The sequence below is a fragment of the Burkholderia sp. Bp9099 genome (assembly GCF_003857805.1).
Lineage (GTDB): Bacteria > Pseudomonadota > Gammaproteobacteria > Burkholderiales > Burkholderiaceae > Burkholderia.
Genome location: NZ_QTPU01000047.1, coordinates 1 through 20,857, shown reverse-complemented (window position 1 = coordinate 20,857; position 20,857 = coordinate 1). Strand labels below are relative to the sequence as shown.

Below are 20,857 nucleotides of genomic sequence, written 5' to 3'. Positions count from 1 at the left end.
TGCAGCGCGGCAAGGCCGCGAATCAGCGTGCGCCGGCACCGGCCTCGTAGCCGGGCCGCGGCACGAGATCCATCAGCATCGCGTCGAGGCCGCCGTCGACCACCAGTTCCGCGCCATTCACGTATGCCGCACGCGGGCTCGCGAGAAACGCGACGACGTTCGCGATGTCGTCGGGCCGGCCGATGCGGCGGTTCGCGGTCATCGCGCTGCGGCGTGCCTCGATGTCGCCGCTCGCATAGAACGACTCGGACAGCGGCGTGCGGATCATTCCCGGGCACACGGTATTGCTGCGGATGCCGCGCGGCCCCCACTCCGCCGCCAGTTGCCGCGCGAGCATCGCGACCGCCGCCTTGCTCGCGCTGTAGGCGCCGCTGTACGTTTGCGGGTGGCGCGCCGCGATCGACGCGACATGTACCAGCGCACCCGAGCCGCGCGCGAGCATCGCGCGCCCGAACGCTTGCGAACACAACATGTAGCCGGTGAGATTGACCTGCAGCATCGCGTTCCATGCGTCTAGGTCGATGGTCTCGATGCCGCCGGCACGCAACAGGCCGGCGTTGTTCACCAGCACGTCGGCGGGACCGAGGTCGCGCTCCACGCGTTCGGCGGCCTGGGTCACGCTGGCGGCGTCGCCGATATCGCAGCCGATCGCGACGACGTTGCCGCCGGCCGCGCGCAGCCGCTCGGCGATCGCGATGGTGCCGTCCGCGTCGCGGTCGAGCAGCGCGACCCGCGCGCCGGCCGCCACGAACGTTTCGACGATCGACGCGCCGATGCCGCCCGCGGCCCCCGTCACGACGCACACCTGCCCGTCGAGACGAAGCCAGTCCTGCTGTTGATGGTTCGCTTGCGATATCATTAGGTATCCTCTTGAAATGAGCTTGATAGATCCGGCTCGATCCGGCACACGCTACCCGAACGTCGCGCGCTGCGTCAGTGGCAAGCGCTACGTCGATGGGAAAAGTATAGAAGCGCGCATCGCGCGAAAATTGGACAAACGCCGCAAGCAACAGGACAATTTGTACACAGGAGGCCGTGCGGCATGAGGAGAATCCCTAACTACGATCTGTATGGCGAATCGGCGCGTCCGCCCTGGTACGACGCGTTCAACTTCGAATGGATACCGGAGCGCAGCCAGCCGAACGACTGGCATATCGCCGCGCACCGTCACGATGCGCTATTGCAGATTTTGTACATCCGCGGCGGGCAGGGGCATGTCGTGATCGAGAGCGGGAAGCACACGTTCGCGCCGCCGTGCCTCGTGGTGCTGCCCGCGCAGACGGTCCATGCGTTCGAGTTCTCGCCGCAGATCGACGGCCTCGTGATCACGGTCGTGCAGCGCGCGCTCGAAACGCTGGTCAAGACCGCCGCGCCGGGCGCGCTGTCGATCCTGCAACGCGCGGCGGTGATTCCGGTCAAGGAGCCGGATGCGAGCGCGTCGATGCTGATGCCGCTGTTCGCGTTGCTAGAACAGGAATTCCGCAGCACCTCACGCGGACGCGGCGCGGCCGGGATGGCGTTGCTGGTGGCGTTGATCGTGCATGTCGCGCGCCTGAGCGATCTCGCGGCCGCGCCGTCGCATGCCGGAACCGATCGGCGCGCCACGTTGCTGCGGCGGTTTCGCGAACTGATCGACACGCATTTTCGCGAGCATCGGCCGGTGGAATTCTACGCGGACCGGCTCGGCGTAACGGCCGCGCAGCTTGCGCGCGTGTGCCGGGAGGAGTTGGGCATCTCGACGACGGCGGTCGTCAACGCGCATCTGATTCGCGAAGCGCAGCGCGATCTGGTTTATTCGAATCTGAGCGTGAAGCAGATCGCGCACGAGATGGGGTTTGCGGACAGCGCATACTTCAGCCGCTATTTCCGCAAGCAGACCGGCCTGACGCCGGGCGAGTTCAGGGAAGCGGCCCATCGCGACCTGATGCCGGGCCGCTCGTAAACGGGCGCGGTGCGGGCGATGCGCGCGGTCGCGGCTCCCGGAAGCCGCGACCGCAACAGCCCGCTCGATCGCCGCGCGTCAGACCGCGACCGCGCCGACGTAGTTTTCGGCCATCGCCATCGCCGCCGTGCGCGACGTCGTCACGTGCTCGAGTTCGGCCACCTGCAAACGCTGCTCGAACGGCGACGCGTCGTCGAGACGATGCATCATGCGCGTCATCCAGTACGAGAAGTGTTCGGCGCGCCAGATCCGGCGCAGCGCGGTTTCGCTGTACGCGTCGAGCAGGTCGGTGCGCGCTTCGTCGTAGAACGCCTGCAGCGCGGACGTCAGGATGCGCACGTCCGACACCGCGAGGTTGAGGCCCTTCGCGCCGGTCGGCGGCACGATGTGCGCGGCGTCGCCGGCGAGGAACAGGCGGCCGTGCTGCATCGTGGTCGACACGAAGCTGCGCATGCCGACGATGTTCTTCTGGAAAATCCGCCCTTCCACGACCTGCCGGCCATCGGCGGAGTCGACGCGCGCGTGCATCTCGGCCCAGATGCGATCGTCGGACCATTGGTCGACCGAATCCCTCGGGTCGCACTGGAAATACATGCGCTGCACGTTCGGCGAGCGCGTGCTGACGAGCGCGAAGCCGCGTTCGTGGCGCGCATAGATCAGCTCGTCCGACGACGGCGGCGCCTCCACGAGAATGCCGAACCAGCCGAACGGAAACACGCGCTCGTAGTCCTGCCGCAGGGCGGCGGGGATCATCGTGCGCGACACGCCCTGCGAGCCGTCGCAGCCGATCACGAAGTCGCAGTCGAGCGTCTGTTCGACGCCGTCGTGCACGAAGCGGATCGACGGCGCATCGGTCTCGATGCCGGCAATCGTCGTCCCGGACACGTTGAAGTACAGCGCGCCGCCGGCCGCCACGCGCGCGGCCACGAGATCCTTCAGCACCTCGTGCTGCGCATAGACGGTGATCGCCTTGCCGGTCAGTTCGGTCAGGTCGATGCGGCGGCGCTTGCCTTCGAATGCCAGTTCGAACCCGTGATGCAGCGCGCCTTCCGCCTTCATCCGGTCGCCGACGCCCGATTCGGTCAGCACGTCCATCGTGCCCTGTTCGAGCACGCCGGCGCGGATGGTGGATTCGATCTGTTCGCGGCTGCGCGACTCGAGCACGACCGACTCGATACCGCGCAGATGAAGAAGATGGGAAAGCAGCAGGCCCGCGGGCCCAGCGCCGATGATGCCGACTTGCGTACGCATGAATGTCTCCGGTTGGGATTGATTTTGCGCAAGTGTGGCGGCGACGAGTGCTATCCCGCAACGCGATATCCGGAATATGGACTATCTCGATAATGGATACAGGCGGGCGGGCGCGGCACGTCCCGGGCCGCGCGCGTCCATCCGTTCAGGGCTTCGCCGGCGCCGGCCGCGACTCCATCCCGTCGATCCTCGCGAGCAGCGCATTGCCGAGCTTCGTCAGATGGCGCGGCATGCCGGGGATCGCCAGCAGCGCCTCGATCCGCTCGCGCCAGTAACTCGGGTGACTCACGCGCATCGCAACCGGCATCACCGCCGCGCCGGTATCGGTATCGCTTTCCAGCAGCGCGACCATTCTCTCGATATGAGAGAGCTCGCGCTCCACATAGTCTCTCGTCAGCATGTGCTTGCCACTCCCCGAAACAGAGCACCCGGCCTGTCTTCATCGGCGCGTCGCCGCATGGTCCTTTCGCTCGACGCGTCGTCCTCGTTTCGCTTCACGGTACGCGCGTCGTATGTCAGAAAAACACCCGGCAGCACGACGATTTTCTTCATATCGTCGGATCGATGTCGTACCGCACGCGTCACGTCCACGGCCCCTCTCTTCGTTGCCGATCGTAGACACTCCGCCTCACGATGGCATCCCCAAAATTGAGGATGCCTGCAGAAGTCGATCGCACCGCATCCGTGCGACACGCCGGCGTGCCAGATCCGGCGAACGCGATGCGGCAACACGCGCAACGTAGCGCGTGCGGCAAACGGGGAACGGGGACGCGAGGATTTGCGCTGCCGACGAGTCGATCGCGGCGCTCTGCACGGCCGCCGTCGATCCCGAACAGTCGGACGTCGCGCTCGAGGCCCTCATGGCGCTCGCCGACGCGCGAGCGGCGAACTGCTTCGTGCGCGACGCGCGCACCGGCACCGGCGTCCGCTCTCGCTCACCCGCCCGGAACCGGCCGTCGCGACCGGTATAGCCTGCGGCCTGGCGCCGACCGAGCACGCGGCATGCAACGGCGTACAGATTCGCACCGTGCTCAGCCAGAGCAAGGCGGTCTTCGCGAAGACGGGCGTGCGGCGTATGCCGATCTCGTCGCGCTGTCCGGCGACTGAATACTCAGCGGCGCCGGCCGCGCTCACCCTTGATCTTGCCGGTGCCCGCGGGCTCCGCCGCGGTCATCCGGTCGAGTTGCCGGACGATCTCCGCGCGCAGTTCCGCCGAAATCTCAACGCTATCGAGCAGCTCCGAGATCCACAGCCCGTCGGCCGCGAGCCGGCAGATCATCAGCGTCGCCGCCCGTTCGAGCGGCACCGGGTCCGGCCGCGTCCACTCGCGCATCGGCACCGACCAGCGCGCACGCGTCTCCTGCTCGGTGATCATCGACGCGACCAGCACGCGCAGCACGTCGGTGCTCGCGGCCGGCTGCGCGGTGTCGAGCACCGCATGCAGATATGCGCGCGCCGCCGCGCCGTCGCCGTGCGAATCGGCCGCGCGGCGTGCGGCCATCTGCGTCGCGAAGCGCTCGGTCGCCTGCCCGAACAGCGCGTCGAGCAAGCCCTGCTTGTTCGCGAAGTGATACTGCAGCGCACCTTTCGTCACGCCTGCGCGCTCGGCGACCGCGTCGAGCGTCAACGCGGCCACGCCATGATGAGTCGCGATTTCCGACGCGGCTTCCAGCAGTTGCGCGCGCACCTGTTCCGGCGCCTTTTTACGCCGCACGCCGGCGACGGGCGCGGAATCAGGCGCGGAATCAGGCGCAGAACCGGGCACAGCCGGTGCGCCGGACGCCTGCGGGCCGGCCGGTTCGGCCGTGTCGACGGGCGCGGGGATGTCGTGCAAAGCGGGTTCGGGGCGTTTCTTCATGGCGGCGATGTTAGCACCCGCGGTCTCGATATAAACATTCCGGCTGGATGGTATGATCCGCCGCATGAATAAACCCGCCCCCTCCTCCCGGTCCGCGCTCGACACCGCGATCGCCCGCGGCCGCGACGCGCTGATGCGTCTTCAGCAGCCCGACGGCAGCTGGTGTTTCGAACTCGAATCCGACGCGACGATCACCGCGGAATACATCCTGATGATGCATTTCATGGACAAGATCGACGACGCGCGTCAGGAGAAGATGGCGCGCTACCTGCGCGCGATCCAGCGGCTCGACACGCATGGCGGGTGGGATCTGTACGTCGACGGCGATCCGGACGTGTCGTGCAGCGTGAAGGCGTACTTCGCGCTGAAGGCCGCCGGTGACAGCGAGCAGGCGCCGCACATGGTCCGCGCGCGCGACGCGATCCTGAAGCTCGGCGGCGCGGCACGCGCGAACGTGTTCACGCGCATCCTGCTCGCGACCTTCGGCCAGGTGCCGTGGCGCGCGGCGCCGTTCATGCCGGTCGAATTCGTGCTGTTCCCGAAGTGGGTGCCGATCTCGATGTACAAGGTCGCGTACTGGGCACGTACGACGATGGTGCCGCTGCTCGTGCTGTGCTCGCTGAAGGCGCGTGCGCGCAACCCGCGCAACATCGCGATCCCCGAGCTGTTCGTCACGCCGCCCGACCAGGAACGCCAATACTTTCCGCCCGCGCGCGGGATGCGCCGCGCGTTCCTCGCGCTCGATCGCGCGGTGCGTCACGTGGAGCCGCTGCTGCCGAAACGCCTGCGGCAACGTGCGATCCGGCATGCGGAAGCGTGGTGCGCGGAGCGCATGAACGGCGAGGACGGGCTCGGCGGGATCTTTCCGCCGATCGTGTACAGCTACCAGATGATGGACGTGCTCGGCTACCCGGACGATCATCCGCTGCGCCGCGACTGCGAGAACGCGCTCGAAAAGCTGCTGGTCACGCGGCCCGACGGCAGCGTGTACTGCCAGCCGTGCCTGTCGCCGGTATGGGACACCGCGTGGAGCACGATGGCGCTCGAGCAGGCGCGTGGCGTGGCCGCGCCCGACGCCGGCGAGCCGGCAGGCTCACTGAATGAACTCGACGCACGCATCGCCCGCGCATACGACTGGCTCGCCGAGCGCCAGGTGAACGACCTGCGCGGCGACTGGATCGAGAACGCGCCCGCCGACACGCAACCCGGCGGCTGGGCGTTCCAGTATGCGAACCCGTACTACCCCGACATCGACGACACCGCGGTCGTCACCGCGATGCTCGACCGCCGTGGCCGCACGCACCGCAACGCGGATGGCTCGCACCCGTATGCGGCGCGCGTCGCACGCGCACTCGACTGGATGCGCGGGCTGCAATCGCGCAACGGCGGCTTCGCGGCGTTCGACGCCGACTGCGACCGCATGTACCTGAACGCGATCCCGTTCGCCGATCACGGCGCGCTGCTCGATCCGCCGACCGAGGATGTATCGGGCCGCGTGCTGCTGTGCTTCGGTGTCACGAAGCGCGCGGCCGACCGCGCGTCGCTCGCGCGCGCGATCGACTACGTGAAGCGCACGCAGCAGCCCGACGGCAGCTGGTGGGGCCGCTGGGGCACGAACTACATCTACGGCACGTGGAGCGTGCTGGCCGGGCTCGCGCTCGCGGGCGAAGACCCCGCGCAGCCGTACATTGCCCGCGCGCTGGCCTGGCTGCGCGCGCGTCAGCACGCGGACGGCGGCTGGGGCGAGACGAACGACAGCTACATCGACCCGGCGCTCGCCGGCACCAATGCGGGCGAAAGCACGTCGAACTTCACCGCGTGGGCGCTGCTCGCGCAGATGGCGTTCGGCGACTGCGAATCCGACTCGGTGAAACGCGGCATCGCGTATCTGCAATCGGTGCAGCAGGACGACGGCTTCTGGTGGCACCGCTCGCACAATGCGCCGGGCTTTCCGCGCATCTTCTACCTGAAGTATCACGGCTATACCGCGTACTTCCCGCTGTGGGCGCTTGCGCGCTATCGGCGTCTGGCCGGCGCTGCGCTGGCCGGTACGTCTTCGTCCAGCGGGGCCGGCGTGTCGGCCTCCCGCACCACGGATGCCGCGCTCGCCTGAGCCTGAGCGTGTGCATGAGCGCAAGCACGAGTCCGAACTCGAGCGGCAACGCGCGCGATCTTCCCGCCCGCGCGCGGGAGGTGCCGCGCGTTCCTCGCGCTCGATCGCGTGACGCGCCGAGTACATGAACGGCGAGGACGGGCTCGGCGAAAGCTTTCCGCCGAGCCCGTCCTGCTACCTGATGTAGGGTATGCCCGCCCTCTCGGACGATCATCGGCCGCAACGTGGCTGCGAAAACGCACGGGAAAAGCGGTTGATCACGCGGTCTGACAGCGAGGTAATCGATCGCCGGCGGAAGATAAGATCCTCGTACGGAGCGTTTTCGCCGCACCCTGCCTTAAACGCTTCGACTCGATCCGGAATTCCAGAGCAAATCTCGCAATTTCGTCAATCACCGTTGTGGACGCTGTCTGATCTACGATTTCAGGCTGCTGCGCTGCCGCCATACGCTGAATAACCGCAAGCCTCGCCTCATCTGAAAGGATGTCGCAAATTTGCGCTCGTCTGTTTTCTTCCCAACCCGGCGTCGTGGTCACCACAAGAACCTCGAGCGCGAAATCCGGGCCCCGTTCGTAAAGCAATTTCGCCAACAGAGCACGAAAGCCCGCCGTTCGAGTAAGCGCAGCCGCCCCGCTGCCTTTGGCGGAGTTCATAAACCAGGTGTCCTCTTTAGATCATCTTTCGTTTCGCGACGTTATTGCCGGCTTTCCGTTGCCATTCGGTAACTATGTTGTAGCAGCCTTCCGGTCCCGCGCCGCTTTTGGTGACACTCATGACCGACCTGCTTGTCGCGACGATGGCGTGAATCGCTCGCCAAACACGATGACAAACGGATTCATCGCCGATTTCCAGTCGTAGGCAGTGCGATCGGCAGCGAAACTCACATCATATGAAAATAGAATTCGATAGCCGGACAGTTCCTCGCGCCGAAGGCAAGGGAGATCCAAAGTTCAATTTGCTTTAAACTTGGCGAATTAGGCATAGCCAATCATTATCATTTCGGCAAAAAGCCGCATATCATGTTTGCAGTACAACCCGCGGAGGAAAGCATGGCTACATACAAGGAACTGAAGGCTCAAATGGACGCGCTGGCGGAGAAAGCGGAAACCGCCCGTCTCACCGAGCTCCAGGCTGTAATCGAAGACATCCGTACCAAGGTCGCGGAGTACGGAATTACCGAAAAAGACATCTTCGGTGTTCGTCGGGATCGAGCGACGGCAAAAAAGCCGTCGACCGTGAATGCGAAGTATCGCGATCCCAAGACTGGCGCAACCTGGTCGGGCCGTGGCCGCGCGCCCGCATGGATCAAGGATGCCAAGAACCGGAATCGATTCCTGATTCAGGAATGAACCATTCCGGATAACGCCGCGGCTCGATCAGCGGCAACACGCTCATCGAGCGCCGATCATGTGCTTCGGCAATGCACGTCATCGCGTCGATGAAGCCGCTCGCAAGGAGCGCTGAAGCGAGCGTAGTGGCACCCTACGCTCGCTTGTGTGCTCGCCCGAGCAACCGCAACACGCCGAACACTCCGCTACGTGTGGGCAAACACCTGCCTGCATTGCGATACGGGCCGAGCATGATCGACGGGCAACGGCCAATCGGTGCGGCGCAATCGCGATCCGCTCCTCCGCTCCCCCGCTCATGCGTCGCGCCGATCCCGCATCCGCGCAAATGCCTCCCGCAGATCCACGGCGACGGCACGTACAACCGGATCCAGTCGAAATACTTCGACTTCGACATGTACGGTAATTGACGACGAACATCACGGGCCGCGTCGCGTGCGGGGCCGCTTCACCGCACGCGCGCTGACCGGTTCTGCATTGGCGATCCTCAAGATCGTTTTCGGCCCGGCAGGGCTATAATCGCCGCTTTCGGTTTGGTCGACGCCATGAAACCGCTGGCCGTTCCCTCTCTCGCGAACATCGCGTCGCGCCTTCGCCTGAAGCAGCTCAAGCTGCTTATCGCGCTCGAAAACCACGGCTCGCTGCACAAGGCCGCCGAAGAAATCGCGATATCGCAACCCGGTGCGACCAAGGTGCTGCGCGAAATCGAGGACATCCTCGGCATGCCGCTGTTCGAGCGGCAACCGAAAGGCCTCGTCGCGAACGACCTCGGCCGCTGCGTCACGCGCTATGCGCGCCTCATCTACAGCGACCTCGAACACCTGCATACCGAAGTGCTCGCGATCACGCAGGGGCATGGCGGCCATCTGGCCGTCGGCGTGGTCATGGGCGCGGTGCCGCTGCTCACGCGCGCGCTGACCGACCTGCGCCGCCGCCAGCCGCACCTGTCGGTCGAGATCGTCGAAGGCACCAGCGCGAGCCTGCTCGCCCTGATCGACGACGGCCGCATCGATCTCGCGATCTGCCGCAACGGCAACAACCGGCGCCCGGGAGCCTACGACCATATCCCGCTGCAGTCCGAACCGCTCGCGGTCGTGACCGCGCGCACGCATGCGCTGGCCGAACGCGACGCGCTGACGCTGCGCGATCTCGCCGACGCGGAATGGGTCGCGTATCCGGTCAACACGCCGATGCGGCTCGCGCTCGAACGCGCGCTCGCGGATGCCGGCATCGAGGTGCCGGGCTATCCGATCGAGACGGCGTCGACGTTCGCGACGCTGACGCTGCTGCAGGCGAACCCGGAACTGGTCGCGGTGATTCCGCGCGAAGTCGCCGAGTTCGGCGAACGCTTCGGCCTCGTCGCGTGCCTGCCGGTCGCGATCCCCGCGCTCGACGAGCCGTTCGGCGTGGTGGCCCGCACCTTCGCGCACCTGACACCCGGTGCGCGCATGCTCGTCGAGACGCTACAGCAGCCGCTGCCTACTTGATCGGCGAGAACGCGGCCGAACGCCGCCGCGATGTCGCGGTAGAGCGTCGGGCACGCGGAGAGGTTGAAGTCGATCACGAACGCAGCAGCGCCGCGTTCGCGATGCCGTTGGGTTCGTGCCGCAGTCCGGCATTTCCTGGAAGATGCTTCCGCAGGAAACGGGCTGCGGCTCGGGCATCAGCTGCTGGCGCAGACCGCGCGACTGGCAACAGCCTGGCTGCACAACTTCGGGCGACTGCACATCCGGTTCGAGCGCCTCGCGGCGATCCACGAAGCGTTCATGAAGATCGCCGCTTGCATCAACTGCCGGCGACGGCTTCAAGACTCATTGTGTGAGCGCTTCCTGGAGCGTTGCGGCATCGCGCAACTCGCGAAGGAGAAAGCGCTGCAAGGCCTGTACCGCCGACATGCGATCGCTGCCATCCGCACGGCTGAACAAGCCGAATTCCGCAGATGGCGGGTGCGGCAATCCGGTGGCAGCCGGATCGAGCACGCGCATCGAATCGCGCCGGACGTTCCATTCGAGCAGGACCGTGACCCCCAGCCCTGCCTCGACTGCGGATTGAATGGCGGCCAGGCTCGTGCTCGTGCAGATGACTTTCCATGCGACCCGAGCATCGCGCAATGACGCATACAGCCTGTCTTGCCACGGGCACGCACCGCCGAATGCGACGAACGGCAATGGACCGTGGCGGACATCTCCGTCATACGCAAGGCCAGCCGCCCAGAACAGCGGATGCTGCCACCGCACGAGCGGTTCCGCATGGATGAACGTCGGGTCGATGATCGCGAAATCGAGCGAGCCATTCATGAAATCCTGCGACAGCGCCTTGCTCGAATCGACGACGATCTCCACGGCGACATTCGGGAACGACGCGCCAAAATCACGCAGCGTGTGCGGCAGATGGCCAACAGCGATGTCCTCGAGGAGGCCGAGCCGGACCGTCCCTGAGATCTCACCTGCATTCAGCGCAGCGCGCGCCGCGATACCGATGTCGAGCATGCGCTGCGCGTAAGGCAGCAGCACGCTGCCCGCCGCTGTCGGCTTGATGCCGCGTGGCGAACGTTCGAGCAGGCGCTGCCCGACCGATTCTTCCAGCCGGCGCAATGCCATGCTGACGGCGGCCTGCGTGCGATGCAGCGCCTGCGCCGCCTCGCTCACGCTACCGGTTTCGACCACGATCAGAAAGGTGCGCAACAAGCCGCTGTCGAGATCCCGAGCCATAAATATTCTTGAAGCGCCCATAAAAAATTCGAGCTTATACCAAACGAACATGCGTGGTTACCATCGCCGCATCGCCATCATGGAGCACTGCATGAACGAAGAAACCGGAAGCATCCGGGCCGGCCGGCACACGACCGCTTCCACACCGGTTGCGCGCGACGCGTTCACGGCGAATGCGTCGTTTGGCGCGTCGCGGACACGACGCTTCCAAGCGGCTCTGGCGCCCGGGTTCGCCGTGGTGTCGATGTGCAGCGTCCAGCTCGGCGCTGCACTGTCGCGGCCCGCGATGATCGAGTACGGAACGTTCAGCACGACCTGGCTGCGCCTGTGCTTCGCCGCCTTCGCGCTGGCCGTGATCGTGCGCCCGCCCGTCCGGCGCTATTCCCGGCAGCGCTGGATCGCCGCCATCGCGCTCGGCTGCGCGATGGCCTGCATGACACTGTGCTTCTTCGAGGCGGTCAAGCGCGTGCCGCTCGGGCTCGCGGTCGCGATCAATTTCTTGGGGCCGCTGTGCGTCGCGACCATCGGCGTACGCAAGATCCGGATGCTTGCGTGGCCCGCGCTCGCCCTGGCAGGAATCGTGCTGCTCGCGCGCCAGGACGACATGTGGATCGTGCCGGTTTCGGCGCTCGTATTCCCGCTCGGCTCGGCGCTCGGATGGGCCGCCTACATCCTGATGATGAAGCGCGTGGGGTCGCTGTTCGATGGTTTGCAAGGCCTGTCCACGTCGCTGATCGTCGCGGCGCTCGTGACCGCGCCATTCGGCCTCGCGGAAAGCGGCGGGCATTTTCCGGCCGGGCAATTGATCGACGCTGCCGGTCTCGCCGTGCTCGTCCCGCTCCTGCCTTATGTTCTGGAGATGATTGCGTTACGGCGCATGACGGCGTCGGCGTTTGGCATCCTGATGAGCGTCGAGCCTGCGATTGCCTCGGCAATCGGATTTGCGGTACTCGGGCAGCCCGTGACCCTGCTGCAAAGTATCGGCACGTTGTTTGTCATCGGTGCCAGCACAGGCGCCGTGATGCAGCAGTAGCCGGCTCCACAAGGCTTGGCTGGCATGCGCTTCGTCGCCTCGCCATCGAAGTCGGAGTCGGAGTCGGATTGACAAGACAGGCGCTGGCCGCGATCGACGATTCGAGTGCAGGGTGATGTTGAGCGACCTGTCTGTCCGCCAAACGCCTGCTCCGGGCAGCTCCAGGGTCTGTTTACATTTGTGCGGGTTGTCGGGTTATCCGGTCCGCTCGGTTCGGGCGACTATTCGCCGGTGATTGCGTCACATGCTGGTAGGATGAAGTTCGTTTCTACTTGCATTGATGATCTGACCTGTAACCGCCTCATTCTCGGAGTAGACATGGTTGATATTTCACGTGAGACCGTCGAACAAACTGAGCGTCGCCTTCGACGAGTCATCACCGAGGCACGCCTACGGATTTACTCCGGCACGTACACGTTCATTGAATTTCCGCTGGATCAATTCCCAAGCGCTGTGCGGGCCGACGCACTTGCCTTGGTGCGAGACGACAACGTGTGGAGTCAGCTTGTGCCGAGTGACGGTTCACACAAGGAACAGTTCGGCATCTTTCGATTCCACTTCCCGGCAGGGGCAGACAATAGTGGCTTCGTTGGCTGGCTGGCTACCCATCTCAAGAATCGATTTGGCACCGGCGTATTCGTGACGTGCGGACAGAATCATGCGGATGGCGGTATCTTCGATTACTGGGGCGTACCCGAGACGCTGTCAGACGAGGTGATCGAGGAAGTCAAGCGGCTTGTTCAGGGGCAGAGCGATCATCGATAAAGCTCATCCGATACAGCACGCGGCTATAGCGACGCTTGGTTTTTCTGTTCGAGCGAAGCGGGATGACGGCCTTCGCACGCGGAGAGTGGATACTCGCCACAAAGGCGTTCGAGTCGTAGCCTTTGTCAGCGATGACCGCAACGGCACGCAAGCGCTAAACCGGTCATTCGCGCACGAAATATCGCAGCGGTTGGATCAGTGACCGCATTTCGCCATCGAGTATCGGTTTTGCCATGGTCTCGTCGTCAGCGAAACAACGAAGTGGTGAGCGGAGCGTGCGGCAGGTTGGCAGCCCCATCCGTTCATTTTGTTAGAGATTCTAATTGAACGGCCAAGCGCGCGCCCGAACGGCGCGCCGCACCGCACCGTCCCGACGATGCCCGCTTGCGCGGGCATTTTTTATCGACTCGCGTCGACCGGCCCGATCAGCGATCGATCGGCAGCGGCGCGTTCGCGGCGACGAGCCCCTGCTCGCGCATCTCGCGCCAGAAGTCGGCCGGAATCGTCGCGTTCAGCGCGTCGACATCTTCCGCGATGCGCGCCGGACGGCTCGCACCGGGAATCACCGACGCGACCGCGGGATGCGCGAGCACGAACTGCAGCGCGGCCGCCTTGACCGGCACGTCGTAGCGTGCGGCGATCGCCTTGATGCGTTCGACCTTCGCGACGATTTCCGGCGCAGCCTTCTGGTATTCGAAGTGCGCGCCGCCGACCAGCACGCCCGAACTGTACGGACCGCCGACGACGATCCCGACGCCTCGCGCGGCTGCCGCCGGCATCACCCGCTGCAGCGCGCGCTCGTGATCGAGCAACGTATAGCGGCCGGCCAGCAGCATGCCGTCCGGCTGCGGTTCGTCGAGATCGAGCACGAGCTCGATCGGCTCGACGCGGTTCACGCCGAGCCCCCACGCGCCGATCACGCCTTCTTCACGCAGCTTGCCCAGCACGCGGAACGCGCCCTTGCGCGCGACTTCGAACTGCGCGAGCCATTCGTCGCCGTAGATGTCCTGCGCGATGTCGTGCACCCATACGATGTCGAGGCGATCGGTACGCAAGCGCTTCAGGCTGCCCTCGATCGAGCGCAGCGTCGCGTCGGCCGTGTAGTCGCTGACGAGCCGGTTCGCGCGGCCATGCGCGAAGATCCCGGTCTTCTCGCCGTAGTCGCGCGCGCTCGCGCCTTCCATTTCGTCGAGCACGACGCGGCCCACCTTCGTGCTGATCACGTAGTCGTCGCGCCGATGGCCTGCGAGCACGTCGCCCAGACGCGACTCGGCCAGCCCCGCGCCGTACGACGGCGCGGTGTCGAAGTAGCGGATCCCGCGCGCCCACGCGGCTTCGACGGTCGCGGCGGCTTCGTCGTCGGGGATGTCGCGGAACATGTTGCCGAGCGGGGCGGCGCCGAAACCGAGCGTGTTGTCGGCCGGCAGCGTGGCTTTGAGACGCATGCATTTCTCCACAGGTCACGGAAAAGTGCGTCCAGTCTAGGTTGCATGGTTATGTCTGTCCAAGACATAATTCATCAAAGTTGAGTCCCCCGAGGTCTTATATGCTCGACATCCGTCAGCTTCAATATTTCATCGCGGTCGCGGAGGAAGAACACGTCGGCCGCGCCGCCGAACGGCTGCACATTTCGCAGTCGCCGCTCAGCCGCCAGATCGCGCAGCTCGAGGAAAAGCTCGGGCTGACGCTGTTCGAGCGCAGCCAGCAGCGTATTCGTCTGACACGCGACGGCCGCACGTTCCTCAGCGAGACGCAGGCGTTCCTGCGCCATGCGCACCGGCTGGAATCGCTCGCGCGCCGGCTCGGCCGCGGCGACGAAGGCGGGCTCTGCATCGGCTACCTGGAAACGGCCACGCACTCGGGCGTGCTGCCGCGCGCACTGAAGACGTTGCGCGCGGACCGCCCGGCCGTCCACATCGCGCTGTACAACTACACGTCCGCCGCGCAGCTCGAAGGCCTGCGCGAGCGCAGTCTCGACATCGCGCTCGTGACCGAGCCGCCCGCGCCCGACGATCCGGAACTCGAATCGATGCGCGTGCTGAACGACCCGATGCTGCTCGCGCTGCCCGAAGGCCATCCGCTCGCGAAGAAGAAGACGCTTGCGGCCGACGATCTCGCGACGCAGCCGTGGATCGGGGTCACGCAGCAGGAAAGCGCGCCGCGTCACGGCGCGTTCGTCGCCGCGTGCGCGAAGGCCGGTTTCTCGCCGGATATTTCCGTCGAGGCGAGCGAGCCGCTCGCGGCGCTCGGGCTCGTCGCCGCCGGGCTCGGCGTGACGATGATCCAGCAGAGCCTGCGTCACCAGGTGCCGGAAGGCGTCGTGCTGCGCGAGCTGCCGTGGTTCAGCTATCGCACGCCGCTGTGGGCCGCGTGGCACAAGGTCAACCTGCGGCCGCTGGTCGGCGTGTTTCGCGAGATTCTGACCGGCGAGGATGTGGTCGCGACGGTCAAGTGACGTGACGGGGGGGCGTGGTGTGCTCGTGACGCGCGCCGCGCGCGGCGTCGTTGCCCGCACATCGAATGACGCGACCTGCGGCCGTATCGCCGTATCGCCGTGCCTCAGCATGAAGACCCGCGATCCGGAGCGACGCGATCGCCGGCAAAGGCAGGGAATCTATCGTGCCGTCCGCATCCCCGCACACGAATCCGTCTGAAATCGATCGAGCCGGCAGCGGTCCGCATGCGATTGCATGCGCGATACCTGATGCCGGCTTCCCCCCGCTCGCGCGTCAGTTCGCGAGCGTGACCTTCCCGTCCATCAGCCGGTTGATCGCCAGCGGGTTCGAGGTCTTCAGCGCATCGGGCAGCAGCGCCTCCGGCATGTCCTGATAGCAGACCGGCCGCAGGAAACGACGGATCGCGAGACTGCCGACCGACGTCGTACGCCCGTCCGCGGTGGCCGGATACGGGCCGCCGTGCACCATCGCATGCGCGACTTCCACGCCGGTGCCGAAACCGTTGACGAGCACGCGGCCCGCGCGCCGCTCCAGCGCCGGCAGGAACGTGCGCGCGGCGGCGTAGTCGGCTTCGTCGATATGGAGCGCCGTCGTCAGCTGCCCTTCCAGCGACTCGATCAGATCGCGCATCGTGTCGAGGTCCGGACAGCGGACGATCAGCGACGCCGCGCCGAACATCTCCTCATGCAGCGCCTTCGACTCGCGGAACGCGTCCGCGCTCGTCGAGAACAGCGCGCCCTGCCCCTGGTTCGCGCCGGCCGGCGCATGCGCGCGCGCGACGGTGCGCACCTGCGGATGCTGCGCGAGCGCGGCCACCGAACGCTCGAAGGCCTGATGAATACCCGGCGTGAGCATCGTCGCCGCCGCGGCCTGGGCGAGACGCTCCGCCGCCGCGGCGGTAAAGCGCTCGAGTGCCGGCCCGTCCACGGCGAGGATCAACCCCGGATTCGTGCAGAACTGCCCGGCGCCGAGCGTCAGCGACTGCACGAACTGCTGCGCGATCGCGTCGCCGCGCGCGTCGAGTGCGTTCGGGAACAGCAGCACCGGATTGATGCTGCTCATTTCCGCGTACACGGGGATCGGCTCGGGCCGCGCGTTCGCAAGTGCGATCAGCGCGGTGCCGGCATGGCGCGAACCGGTGAAGCCGACCGCCTTGATGCGCCGATCGCGCACGAGCCCCTGGCCGATCTCGAGGCCGGTGTCGAACAGTAGCGAGAACGTGCCTTCCGGCATCCCGCACGTCTTCACCGCCCGCTGCACGGCGATCCCGACCAGTTCCGACGTGCCCGGATGCGCCGGGTGCGCCTTCACGATCACCGGGCAGCCGGCCGCGAGCGCGGACGCCGTATCGCCGCCCGCGACCGAGAATGCCAGCGGGAAATTGCTCGCGCCGAATACCGCGACCGGCCCGAGGCCGATATGACGCAGGCGCAGGTCGGGACGCGGCGCCGGTTGGCGTGCCGGCTGCGCCGGATCGATGCGCGCGTCGAGGTAGTCGCCCGCGCGCACCACGTCGGCGAACATCCGCAGCTGGCCGACCGTTCGGCCGCGCTCGCCTTCGACGCGGGCGCGCGGCAGGCCCGTTTCCGCGACGCAGCGCTCGACCAGTTCGTCGCCGAGCGCGAGGATGTTCGCCGCGATCGTCTCGAGGAACGTCGCGCGCGCTTCGGGTTGCGTTTCGCGATACGTGTCGAACGCGGCCCAGGCGAGCGCGCATGCTTCATCGAGATCGGCGCTGTTCGCGCCGCCGAAGGCCGGCGCCATGCGTTCGCCGCTGGATGCGTTGACCGCGTATGTGTCGCCGTTCGTGCCGCGCCGTGCGCGCGAGCCGATCAGCAGGTTGCCTGCGAGTGTCATGTTCGTTTCCTCTGTAGATGGATCGGGGGCGAACGCCGTGCGATCACGGGCTCGCATAGGTGTTGTGTGTTGTTTGTCGTGCCGACGCGCCTGTCGCGTCGCCGTGAGTGGGCCGGGCGGTTCGAACCCGTGCAGCGGGGCGCTCGATGCCGGGCTCGGGTGCCGCCGCGTGCGCCGGCCGGCACGCTCACGCGCCGGCGCTGCCGTGCGCGCAGCGCGTGCCGGCGGCGCACCGACTGACGCGCACGTCCGAAATGCGCCGGAAAGCCGCGCAATGGGCCAGCATACGGAGTCCGCCCCCGCGCGACAATTGACAGGATGTGATACCGGTATAACCGCGCGTTATCGGTCGTTGCCCCGCCGCCGCATGCGGGCGCGTTCCGCGTCCATCGCATGCCGCCGCGGCGGCCGGACGACGAACGGTGCGACCGCAACGCCGACGACGGCTCGGCACGTTCATACGACGATTGACGATGCACGCGCGGTGGCGCGGGTGCCGCGCGTCGTCACGGATGAAAACCCGCCACGGCGCACGGCGCCGGCGGGTGCCGACACGACCGGCACCCGCGCCACCGCGCGCGACATCGTCACACCGTCACGCGATCGCGCCGCTACGCCACGACACCGTCACGCCGCGAACCGCTTCGCCAGCTCGGCAAGACCGTCCTCGTAGATACCGCGGAAGAGGCGGATCGCTTCGTCGTCGGTCGCGCCGTGCGGCGTGAACGTGCCCGACCACTCGACCGTCGCCGCGTTCGCGCCGTTCTCGCGCACGCGCAGCGTGGAGCGATAGTTCACGACCGGGAACGGCGCTTCCAGGATCGCGTACGTGTAGCTGCGTGCCGCGTCGTCGAAGGCGACCAGCCGCTCGACGATCGCGTCGCCGTCCGGGTTCGCGAGGCTGCGCACGCGACCGCCTTCGCTCAGCTCGCTCGCCGGGATGTACGACAGCCAGTCGGGCAGCGACCCGAAGCCGCCGATCAGTGTCCAGACCGTGTCGGCCGAAGCCGTGATCTCGATGCTTGCATTGGCCTGTGCCATGTCATCACCTTTGCGGATCAACGATCGGTCGGCAGCGGCGCATTGGCCGCAATCAGACCTTGTTCACGCATTTCGCGCCAGAAGTCGGCCGGAATCACCACGTTCAGCGCAGCCTGGTCTTCCGCGATCCGCTCCGGACGGCTCGCGCCCGGAATCACCGCGACGGTGGCAGGATGCGATATCGAGAACTGCAGCGCGGCGGCCTTGATCGGCACGTCGTAGCGTGTGGCGATCGCCTTGATGCGCTCGACCTTCGCGAGGATTTCCGGCGAAGCCTTCTGGTATTCGAAGTGCGTGCCGCCCGCGAGTACGCCCGAGCTGTACGGGCCGCCGACGACGATCCCGACGTTCTGCGCGGCAGCCGCCGGCATCACGCGTTGCAGCGCGCGCTCGTGATCGAGCAGCGTGTAGCGGCCGGCGAGCAGCATGCCGTCCGGTTGCGGCTCGGACAGGTCGAGCACGAGCTCGATCGGCTCGACGCGGTTCACGCCGAGGCCCCACGCCTTGATCACGCCTTCTTCACGCAGCTTGCTCAGCACGCGGAATGCGCCCTTGCGCGCGACTTCGAACTGCGCGAGCCATTCGTCGCCGTAGAAGTCCTGTGCGATGTCGTGCACCCAGACGATGTCGAGGCGGTCGGTGCGCAGACGCTTCAGGCTGTCCTCGATCGAACGCAGCGTCGCATCGGCCGTGTAGTCGTTGACGATGCGGTTCGGCCGGCCGTGTTCGAACAGGCCGCCCTTCTCGCCGAGATCGCGCGCCGACACGTCCTCGACTTCGTCGAGGATCACGCGGCCGACCTTGGTGCTCAGTACGTATTCGTCACGCGGGTGATTCGCCAGCGCGTCGCCGAGGCGGATTTCCGCGAGGCCGGCGCCGTAGAACGGGGCCGAATCGAAATAACGGATGCCGTGTTGCCATGCCGCTTCGACGGTGGCCGCCGCTTCCGCGTCGGGGATGTTGCGGAACATGTTGCCGAGCGGGGCAGTACCGAAACCAAGGATCTTGTTACCGGGCAGCTTGTCTTTGAGACTCATCATTTTCTCCAGGGGTGAGGGAAAAGCGAGTTCAGTCTAGGCAGACGGGTTAAGTCTGTCCAAGACGGAATTCGACACAGTTGAGTCCCTGGAGGTCTAAAACGTGGTCTGAAGGGGTGGGCGGATATCGCGTCCGGAGGGTCCGTTCGCGCGGCGGCCCCGCCCGACAAGGCTGGCGACGGAATCGGCCGCCGATTCGTGATTTCAGATCAAAAGTGATTTCGCCGGTGAGCACGATGGGCAACGCCACGCGTGCCCCCAATTGCCGCACGCCTGCAACGCGTCGCGCAAAGGAATCCCCGTTGCGCCTCTTTCAAATGCGCAACGGGGAAAAACCGCCTGGTGATCGAATCTGCGTTCCGTCGCAATGCGCGGCTCATGCCCTCAGGCGCGACCGTCCCCTTGCGGATCCCGGGCATCGCCCAGCATCGTGACGAGGACGAGCGCTGCAATCAGGCCGAGGTGCTCGAAGAAACCGTTGAGCGCCATGACGCGCGCCGCGCCCGTCTGGTTCCAGAAGTCGTTCGCCACCAGCATCGCGACGACGGTCAGCACGCCGAGGCTGCCGGCGCCGAGCCATGTGAAGCGGCGAAACACCACGCACAGCGAACCGCCGATCTCGACGACAACCGCCAGTGCAGCCCATAGCGCAGGCGGATGCAGGCCGAAATGCGCCTGCTCCGCGACCGCGCCGTCGAAGTCGAGCGCCTTCGCGACGCCGCCGAGCAGAAAGGCGGAAACGAGTGCAAGCCGGACCAGCGCGCCGACCCACGGCTGCGCGAGCAGGACACGGATCCACGCGGGGCTGTACCGGCCGATCGTCGTCGACATGTCAGACCGCCCAGCACGAACAGCCGAACGCGCCCCAGAAGCCCTTCGCGTCCGAGGTCGGCAGCGTGCTGCCCCACGCACTCGCGTGCGCATGCTGGTGCACGTTGCATGCATTCGCGCAGCCACACATCGCGGCGGCCGCCGCGCGTTGCAGCGGTGCGCCGCTGCGCTGCGTCGCGCCCCAACCGCCGTAGCCGCCATACTCACGCACCGGCGACCAGTCCGGCATCGCGGGCGGAATCGGCGCATCGTGCGACGCGAACGGGCCCGCGCCCCACACGATCTTGCCACCCACCACGGTCAGCAGTGCGGTCGTGCCCGCGATGTCGTCCTCGGCGCACGCGAAGAAATCGCGATCCGGGACCACCACGTCGGCAAGCTGCCCGACCGCGATGCGCCCTTTCTTGCCGACCTCGTTCGAGAACCACGTCACGTATTCGGTCCACATGCGCAGCGCGGTCTCGCGATCGAGCAGGTTGCGCTGCGGGTACATGCGCAGGCCGCCGATCGTCTTGCCTGTCACGAGCCAGGACAACGACACCCACGGGTTGTACGACGCCACGCGTGTCGCGTCGGTGCCGGCCGACACCTTGAGGCCCTTCGACAGCATCTTCGC

19 protein-coding genes and 3 pseudogenes are annotated in these 20,857 nt (G+C 66.4%); 9 read left to right on the top strand and 13 right to left on the bottom strand.

Going from position 1 to position 20,857, the window contains the following annotated elements; all coding sequences use genetic code 11:
- Nucleotides 1-22: 22 nt before the first annotated feature.
- Nucleotides 23-859 carry an SDR family oxidoreductase gene (locus tag DIE17_RS34485; protein ID WP_185735422.1) on the bottom strand — a complete coding sequence of 279 codons (837 nt, stop codon included), beginning with the start codon at nucleotides 857-859 and terminating at the stop codon, nucleotides 23-25.
- A gap of 183 nt (nucleotides 860-1,042) precedes the next feature.
- Here DIE17_RS34485 and DIE17_RS34480 point away from each other — a divergent pair, with 183 nt between their 5' ends.
- Complete coding sequence (locus DIE17_RS34480) at nucleotides 1,043-1,942, top strand: helix-turn-helix domain-containing protein (protein ID WP_124489401.1); 900 nt, start codon at nucleotides 1,043-1,045, stop codon at nucleotides 1,940-1,942.
- A 78-nt stretch (nucleotides 1,943-2,020) separates the two neighbouring features.
- Here DIE17_RS34480 and DIE17_RS34475 read toward each other — a convergent pair whose 3' ends face one another.
- The 3 genes from DIE17_RS34475 to DIE17_RS34460 form a co-directional block, all read right to left on the bottom strand.
- Nucleotides 2,021-3,193, bottom strand: a complete 1,173-nt coding sequence (locus DIE17_RS34475) for a 4-hydroxybenzoate 3-monooxygenase (RefSeq protein WP_124646692.1) — start codon at nucleotides 3,191-3,193, stop codon at nucleotides 2,021-2,023.
- Between the two features lie 145 nt (nucleotides 3,194-3,338).
- The gene (locus DIE17_RS34470; protein ID WP_124489403.1) at nucleotides 3,339-3,593 is read right to left on the bottom strand and encodes a hypothetical protein; all 255 of its coding nucleotides are present in this window, start codon (nucleotides 3,591-3,593) and stop codon (nucleotides 3,339-3,341) included.
- 711 nt (nucleotides 3,594-4,304) lie between these two features.
- The gene (locus DIE17_RS34460) at nucleotides 4,305-5,051 is read right to left on the bottom strand and encodes a TetR/AcrR family transcriptional regulator (RefSeq protein ID WP_124921750.1); all 747 of its coding nucleotides are present in this window, start codon (nucleotides 5,049-5,051) and stop codon (nucleotides 4,305-4,307) included.
- A gap of 52 nt (nucleotides 5,052-5,103) precedes the next feature.
- Between DIE17_RS34460 and shc the strand changes: the two genes are divergently transcribed.
- On the top strand, nucleotides 5,104-7,164 hold the full coding sequence (gene shc, locus DIE17_RS34455) for a squalene--hopene cyclase (RefSeq protein ID WP_124921749.1): 2,061 nt from the start codon (nucleotides 5,104-5,106) through the stop codon (nucleotides 7,162-7,164).
- A 257-nt stretch (nucleotides 7,165-7,421) separates the two neighbouring features.
- On the opposite strand, the gene DIE17_RS34450 is transcribed toward shc, so the two are convergent.
- Complete coding sequence (locus DIE17_RS34450; RefSeq protein ID WP_124921748.1) at nucleotides 7,422-7,817, bottom strand: hypothetical protein; 396 nt, start codon at nucleotides 7,815-7,817, stop codon at nucleotides 7,422-7,424.
- A 396-nt stretch (nucleotides 7,818-8,213) separates the two neighbouring features.
- On the opposite strand from DIE17_RS34450, the gene DIE17_RS34445 reads away from it, so the two are divergent.
- The 4 genes and pseudogenes from DIE17_RS34445 to DIE17_RS38465 form a co-directional block, all read left to right on the top strand.
- A complete protein-coding gene (locus DIE17_RS34445) occupies nucleotides 8,214-8,513 on the top strand; it encodes an H-NS family nucleoid-associated regulatory protein (RefSeq protein ID WP_124523822.1) in 300 nt (99 codons plus the stop codon).
- A gap of 542 nt (nucleotides 8,514-9,055) precedes the next feature.
- Nucleotides 9,056-9,997, top strand: coding sequence for a LysR family transcriptional regulator (locus DIE17_RS34435; protein WP_124489408.1), 942 nt, complete (start codon nucleotides 9,056-9,058; stop codon nucleotides 9,995-9,997).
- Nucleotides 9,998-10,109: 112 nt separating this feature from the next.
- Nucleotides 10,110-10,214, top strand: a pseudogene (locus DIE17_RS38195) (IS5/IS1182 family transposase); the annotation flags it as partial.
- A pseudogene (locus DIE17_RS38465) lies at nucleotides 10,208-10,330 on the top strand (IS5/IS1182 family transposase); the annotation flags it as partial. The pseudogenes DIE17_RS38195 and DIE17_RS38465, both read left to right, overlap by 7 nt.
- Here the strand turns inward: DIE17_RS38465 and DIE17_RS34425 are convergent.
- On the bottom strand, nucleotides 10,322-11,221 hold the full coding sequence (locus DIE17_RS34425; protein ID WP_124489418.1) for a LysR family transcriptional regulator: 900 nt from the start codon (nucleotides 11,219-11,221) through the stop codon (nucleotides 10,322-10,324). The pseudogene DIE17_RS38465 and the gene DIE17_RS34425 sit on opposite strands and share 9 nt — an antisense overlap.
- A gap of 244 nt (nucleotides 11,222-11,465) precedes the next feature.
- Here DIE17_RS34425 and DIE17_RS34420 point away from each other — a divergent pair, with 244 nt between their 5' ends.
- A complete protein-coding gene (locus tag DIE17_RS34420) occupies nucleotides 11,466-12,254 on the top strand; it encodes an EamA family transporter (protein ID WP_260439295.1) in 789 nt (262 codons plus the stop codon).
- 318 nt (nucleotides 12,255-12,572) lie between these two features.
- Entirely contained in the window at nucleotides 12,573-13,019 is a 447-nt protein-coding gene (locus DIE17_RS34415) for a DUF6196 family protein (protein ID WP_124921746.1), read from the top strand.
- Here the strand turns inward: DIE17_RS34415 and DIE17_RS34410 are convergent.
- Nucleotides 13,006-13,170 (bottom strand): annotated as a pseudogene (locus DIE17_RS34410) (IS5/IS1182 family transposase); the annotation flags it as partial. The gene DIE17_RS34415 and the pseudogene DIE17_RS34410 sit on opposite strands and share 14 nt — an antisense overlap.
- Before the next feature lie 274 nt (nucleotides 13,171-13,444).
- The gene (locus DIE17_RS34405) at nucleotides 13,445-14,464 is read right to left on the bottom strand and encodes an aldo/keto reductase (protein ID WP_124523812.1); all 1,020 of its coding nucleotides are present in this window, start codon (nucleotides 14,462-14,464) and stop codon (nucleotides 13,445-13,447) included.
- 101 nt (nucleotides 14,465-14,565) lie between these two features.
- On the opposite strand from DIE17_RS34405, the gene DIE17_RS34400 reads away from it, so the two are divergent.
- The gene (locus DIE17_RS34400; RefSeq protein ID WP_124921745.1) at nucleotides 14,566-15,474 is read left to right on the top strand and encodes a LysR family transcriptional regulator; all 909 of its coding nucleotides are present in this window, start codon (nucleotides 14,566-14,568) and stop codon (nucleotides 15,472-15,474) included.
- A 274-nt stretch (nucleotides 15,475-15,748) separates the two neighbouring features.
- Here the strand turns inward: DIE17_RS34400 and DIE17_RS34395 are convergent, their stop codons facing one another.
- From DIE17_RS34395 to DIE17_RS34375, 5 genes are all read right to left on the bottom strand, one after another.
- Nucleotides 15,749-17,332, bottom strand: coding sequence for an aldehyde dehydrogenase (NADP(+)) (locus DIE17_RS34395; protein ID WP_124921744.1), 1,584 nt, complete (start codon nucleotides 17,330-17,332; stop codon nucleotides 15,749-15,751).
- A gap of 627 nt (nucleotides 17,333-17,959) precedes the next feature.
- The gene (locus DIE17_RS34390) at nucleotides 17,960-18,373 is read right to left on the bottom strand and encodes an SRPBCC family protein (protein ID WP_124921743.1); all 414 of its coding nucleotides are present in this window, start codon (nucleotides 18,371-18,373) and stop codon (nucleotides 17,960-17,962) included.
- A gap of 17 nt (nucleotides 18,374-18,390) precedes the next feature.
- Nucleotides 18,391-19,410, bottom strand: a complete 1,020-nt coding sequence (locus tag DIE17_RS34385; protein WP_124921742.1) for an aldo/keto reductase — start codon at nucleotides 19,408-19,410, stop codon at nucleotides 18,391-18,393.
- Nucleotides 19,411-19,794: 384 nt separating this feature from the next.
- A complete protein-coding gene (locus tag DIE17_RS34380) occupies nucleotides 19,795-20,241 on the bottom strand; it encodes a DoxX family protein (RefSeq protein WP_124921741.1) in 447 nt (148 codons plus the stop codon).
- Nucleotide 20,242: 1 nt separating this feature from the next.
- Nucleotides 20,243-20,857 (bottom strand): amidohydrolase family protein (locus DIE17_RS34375; RefSeq protein ID WP_148095672.1); only part of this gene is annotated, 615 nt, incomplete at its 5' end.

What these genes read in the sequence shown, in the direction of transcription:
- DIE17_RS34470 (WP_124489403.1), bottom strand. Translation starts at nt 3,593, where the DNA reads ATGCTGACGAGAGACTATGTGGAGCGCGAGCTCTCTCATATCGAGAGA.
- DIE17_RS34405 (WP_124523812.1), bottom strand. Translation starts at nt 14,464, where the DNA reads ATGCGTCTCAAAGCCACGCTGCCGGCCGACAACACGCTCGGTTTCGGC.
- DIE17_RS34450 (WP_124921748.1), bottom strand. Translation starts at nt 7,817, where the DNA reads ATGAACTCCGCCAAAGGCAGCGGGGCGGCTGCGCTTACTCGAACGGCG.
- DIE17_RS34425 (WP_124489418.1), bottom strand. Translation starts at nt 11,221, where the DNA reads ATGGCTCGGGATCTCGACAGCGGCTTGTTGCGCACCTTTCTGATCGTG.
- DIE17_RS34420 (WP_260439295.1), top strand. Translation starts at nt 11,466, where the DNA reads ATGTGCAGCGTCCAGCTCGGCGCTGCACTGTCGCGGCCCGCGATGATC.
- DIE17_RS34400 (WP_124921745.1), top strand. Translation starts at nt 14,566, where the DNA reads ATGCTCGACATCCGTCAGCTTCAATATTTCATCGCGGTCGCGGAGGAA.
- DIE17_RS34435 (WP_124489408.1), top strand. Translation starts at nt 9,056, where the DNA reads ATGAAACCGCTGGCCGTTCCCTCTCTCGCGAACATCGCGTCGCGCCTT.
- DIE17_RS34480 (WP_124489401.1), top strand. Translation starts at nt 1,043, where the DNA reads ATGAGGAGAATCCCTAACTACGATCTGTATGGCGAATCGGCGCGTCCG.
- DIE17_RS34390 (WP_124921743.1), bottom strand. Translation starts at nt 18,373, where the DNA reads ATGGCACAGGCCAATGCAAGCATCGAGATCACGGCTTCGGCCGACACG.
- DIE17_RS34485 (WP_185735422.1), bottom strand. Translation starts at nt 859, where the DNA reads ATGATATCGCAAGCGAACCATCAACAGCAGGACTGGCTTCGTCTCGAC.
- shc (WP_124921749.1), top strand. Translation starts at nt 5,104, where the DNA reads ATGATCCGCCGCATGAATAAACCCGCCCCCTCCTCCCGGTCCGCGCTC.
- DIE17_RS34445 (WP_124523822.1), top strand. Translation starts at nt 8,214, where the DNA reads ATGGCTACATACAAGGAACTGAAGGCTCAAATGGACGCGCTGGCGGAG.
- DIE17_RS34395 (WP_124921744.1), bottom strand. Translation starts at nt 17,332, where the DNA reads ATGACACTCGCAGGCAACCTGCTGATCGGCTCGCGCGCACGGCGCGGC.
- DIE17_RS34380 (WP_124921741.1), bottom strand. Translation starts at nt 20,241, where the DNA reads ATGTCGACGACGATCGGCCGGTACAGCCCCGCGTGGATCCGTGTCCTG.
- DIE17_RS34475 (WP_124646692.1), bottom strand. Translation starts at nt 3,193, where the DNA reads ATGCGTACGCAAGTCGGCATCATCGGCGCTGGGCCCGCGGGCCTGCTG.
- DIE17_RS34460 (WP_124921750.1), bottom strand. Translation starts at nt 5,051, where the DNA reads ATGAAGAAACGCCCCGAACCCGCTTTGCACGACATCCCCGCGCCCGTC.
- DIE17_RS34415 (WP_124921746.1), top strand. Translation starts at nt 12,573, where the DNA reads ATGGTTGATATTTCACGTGAGACCGTCGAACAAACTGAGCGTCGCCTT.
- DIE17_RS34385 (WP_124921742.1), bottom strand. Translation starts at nt 19,410, where the DNA reads ATGAGTCTCAAAGACAAGCTGCCCGGTAACAAGATCCTTGGTTTCGGT.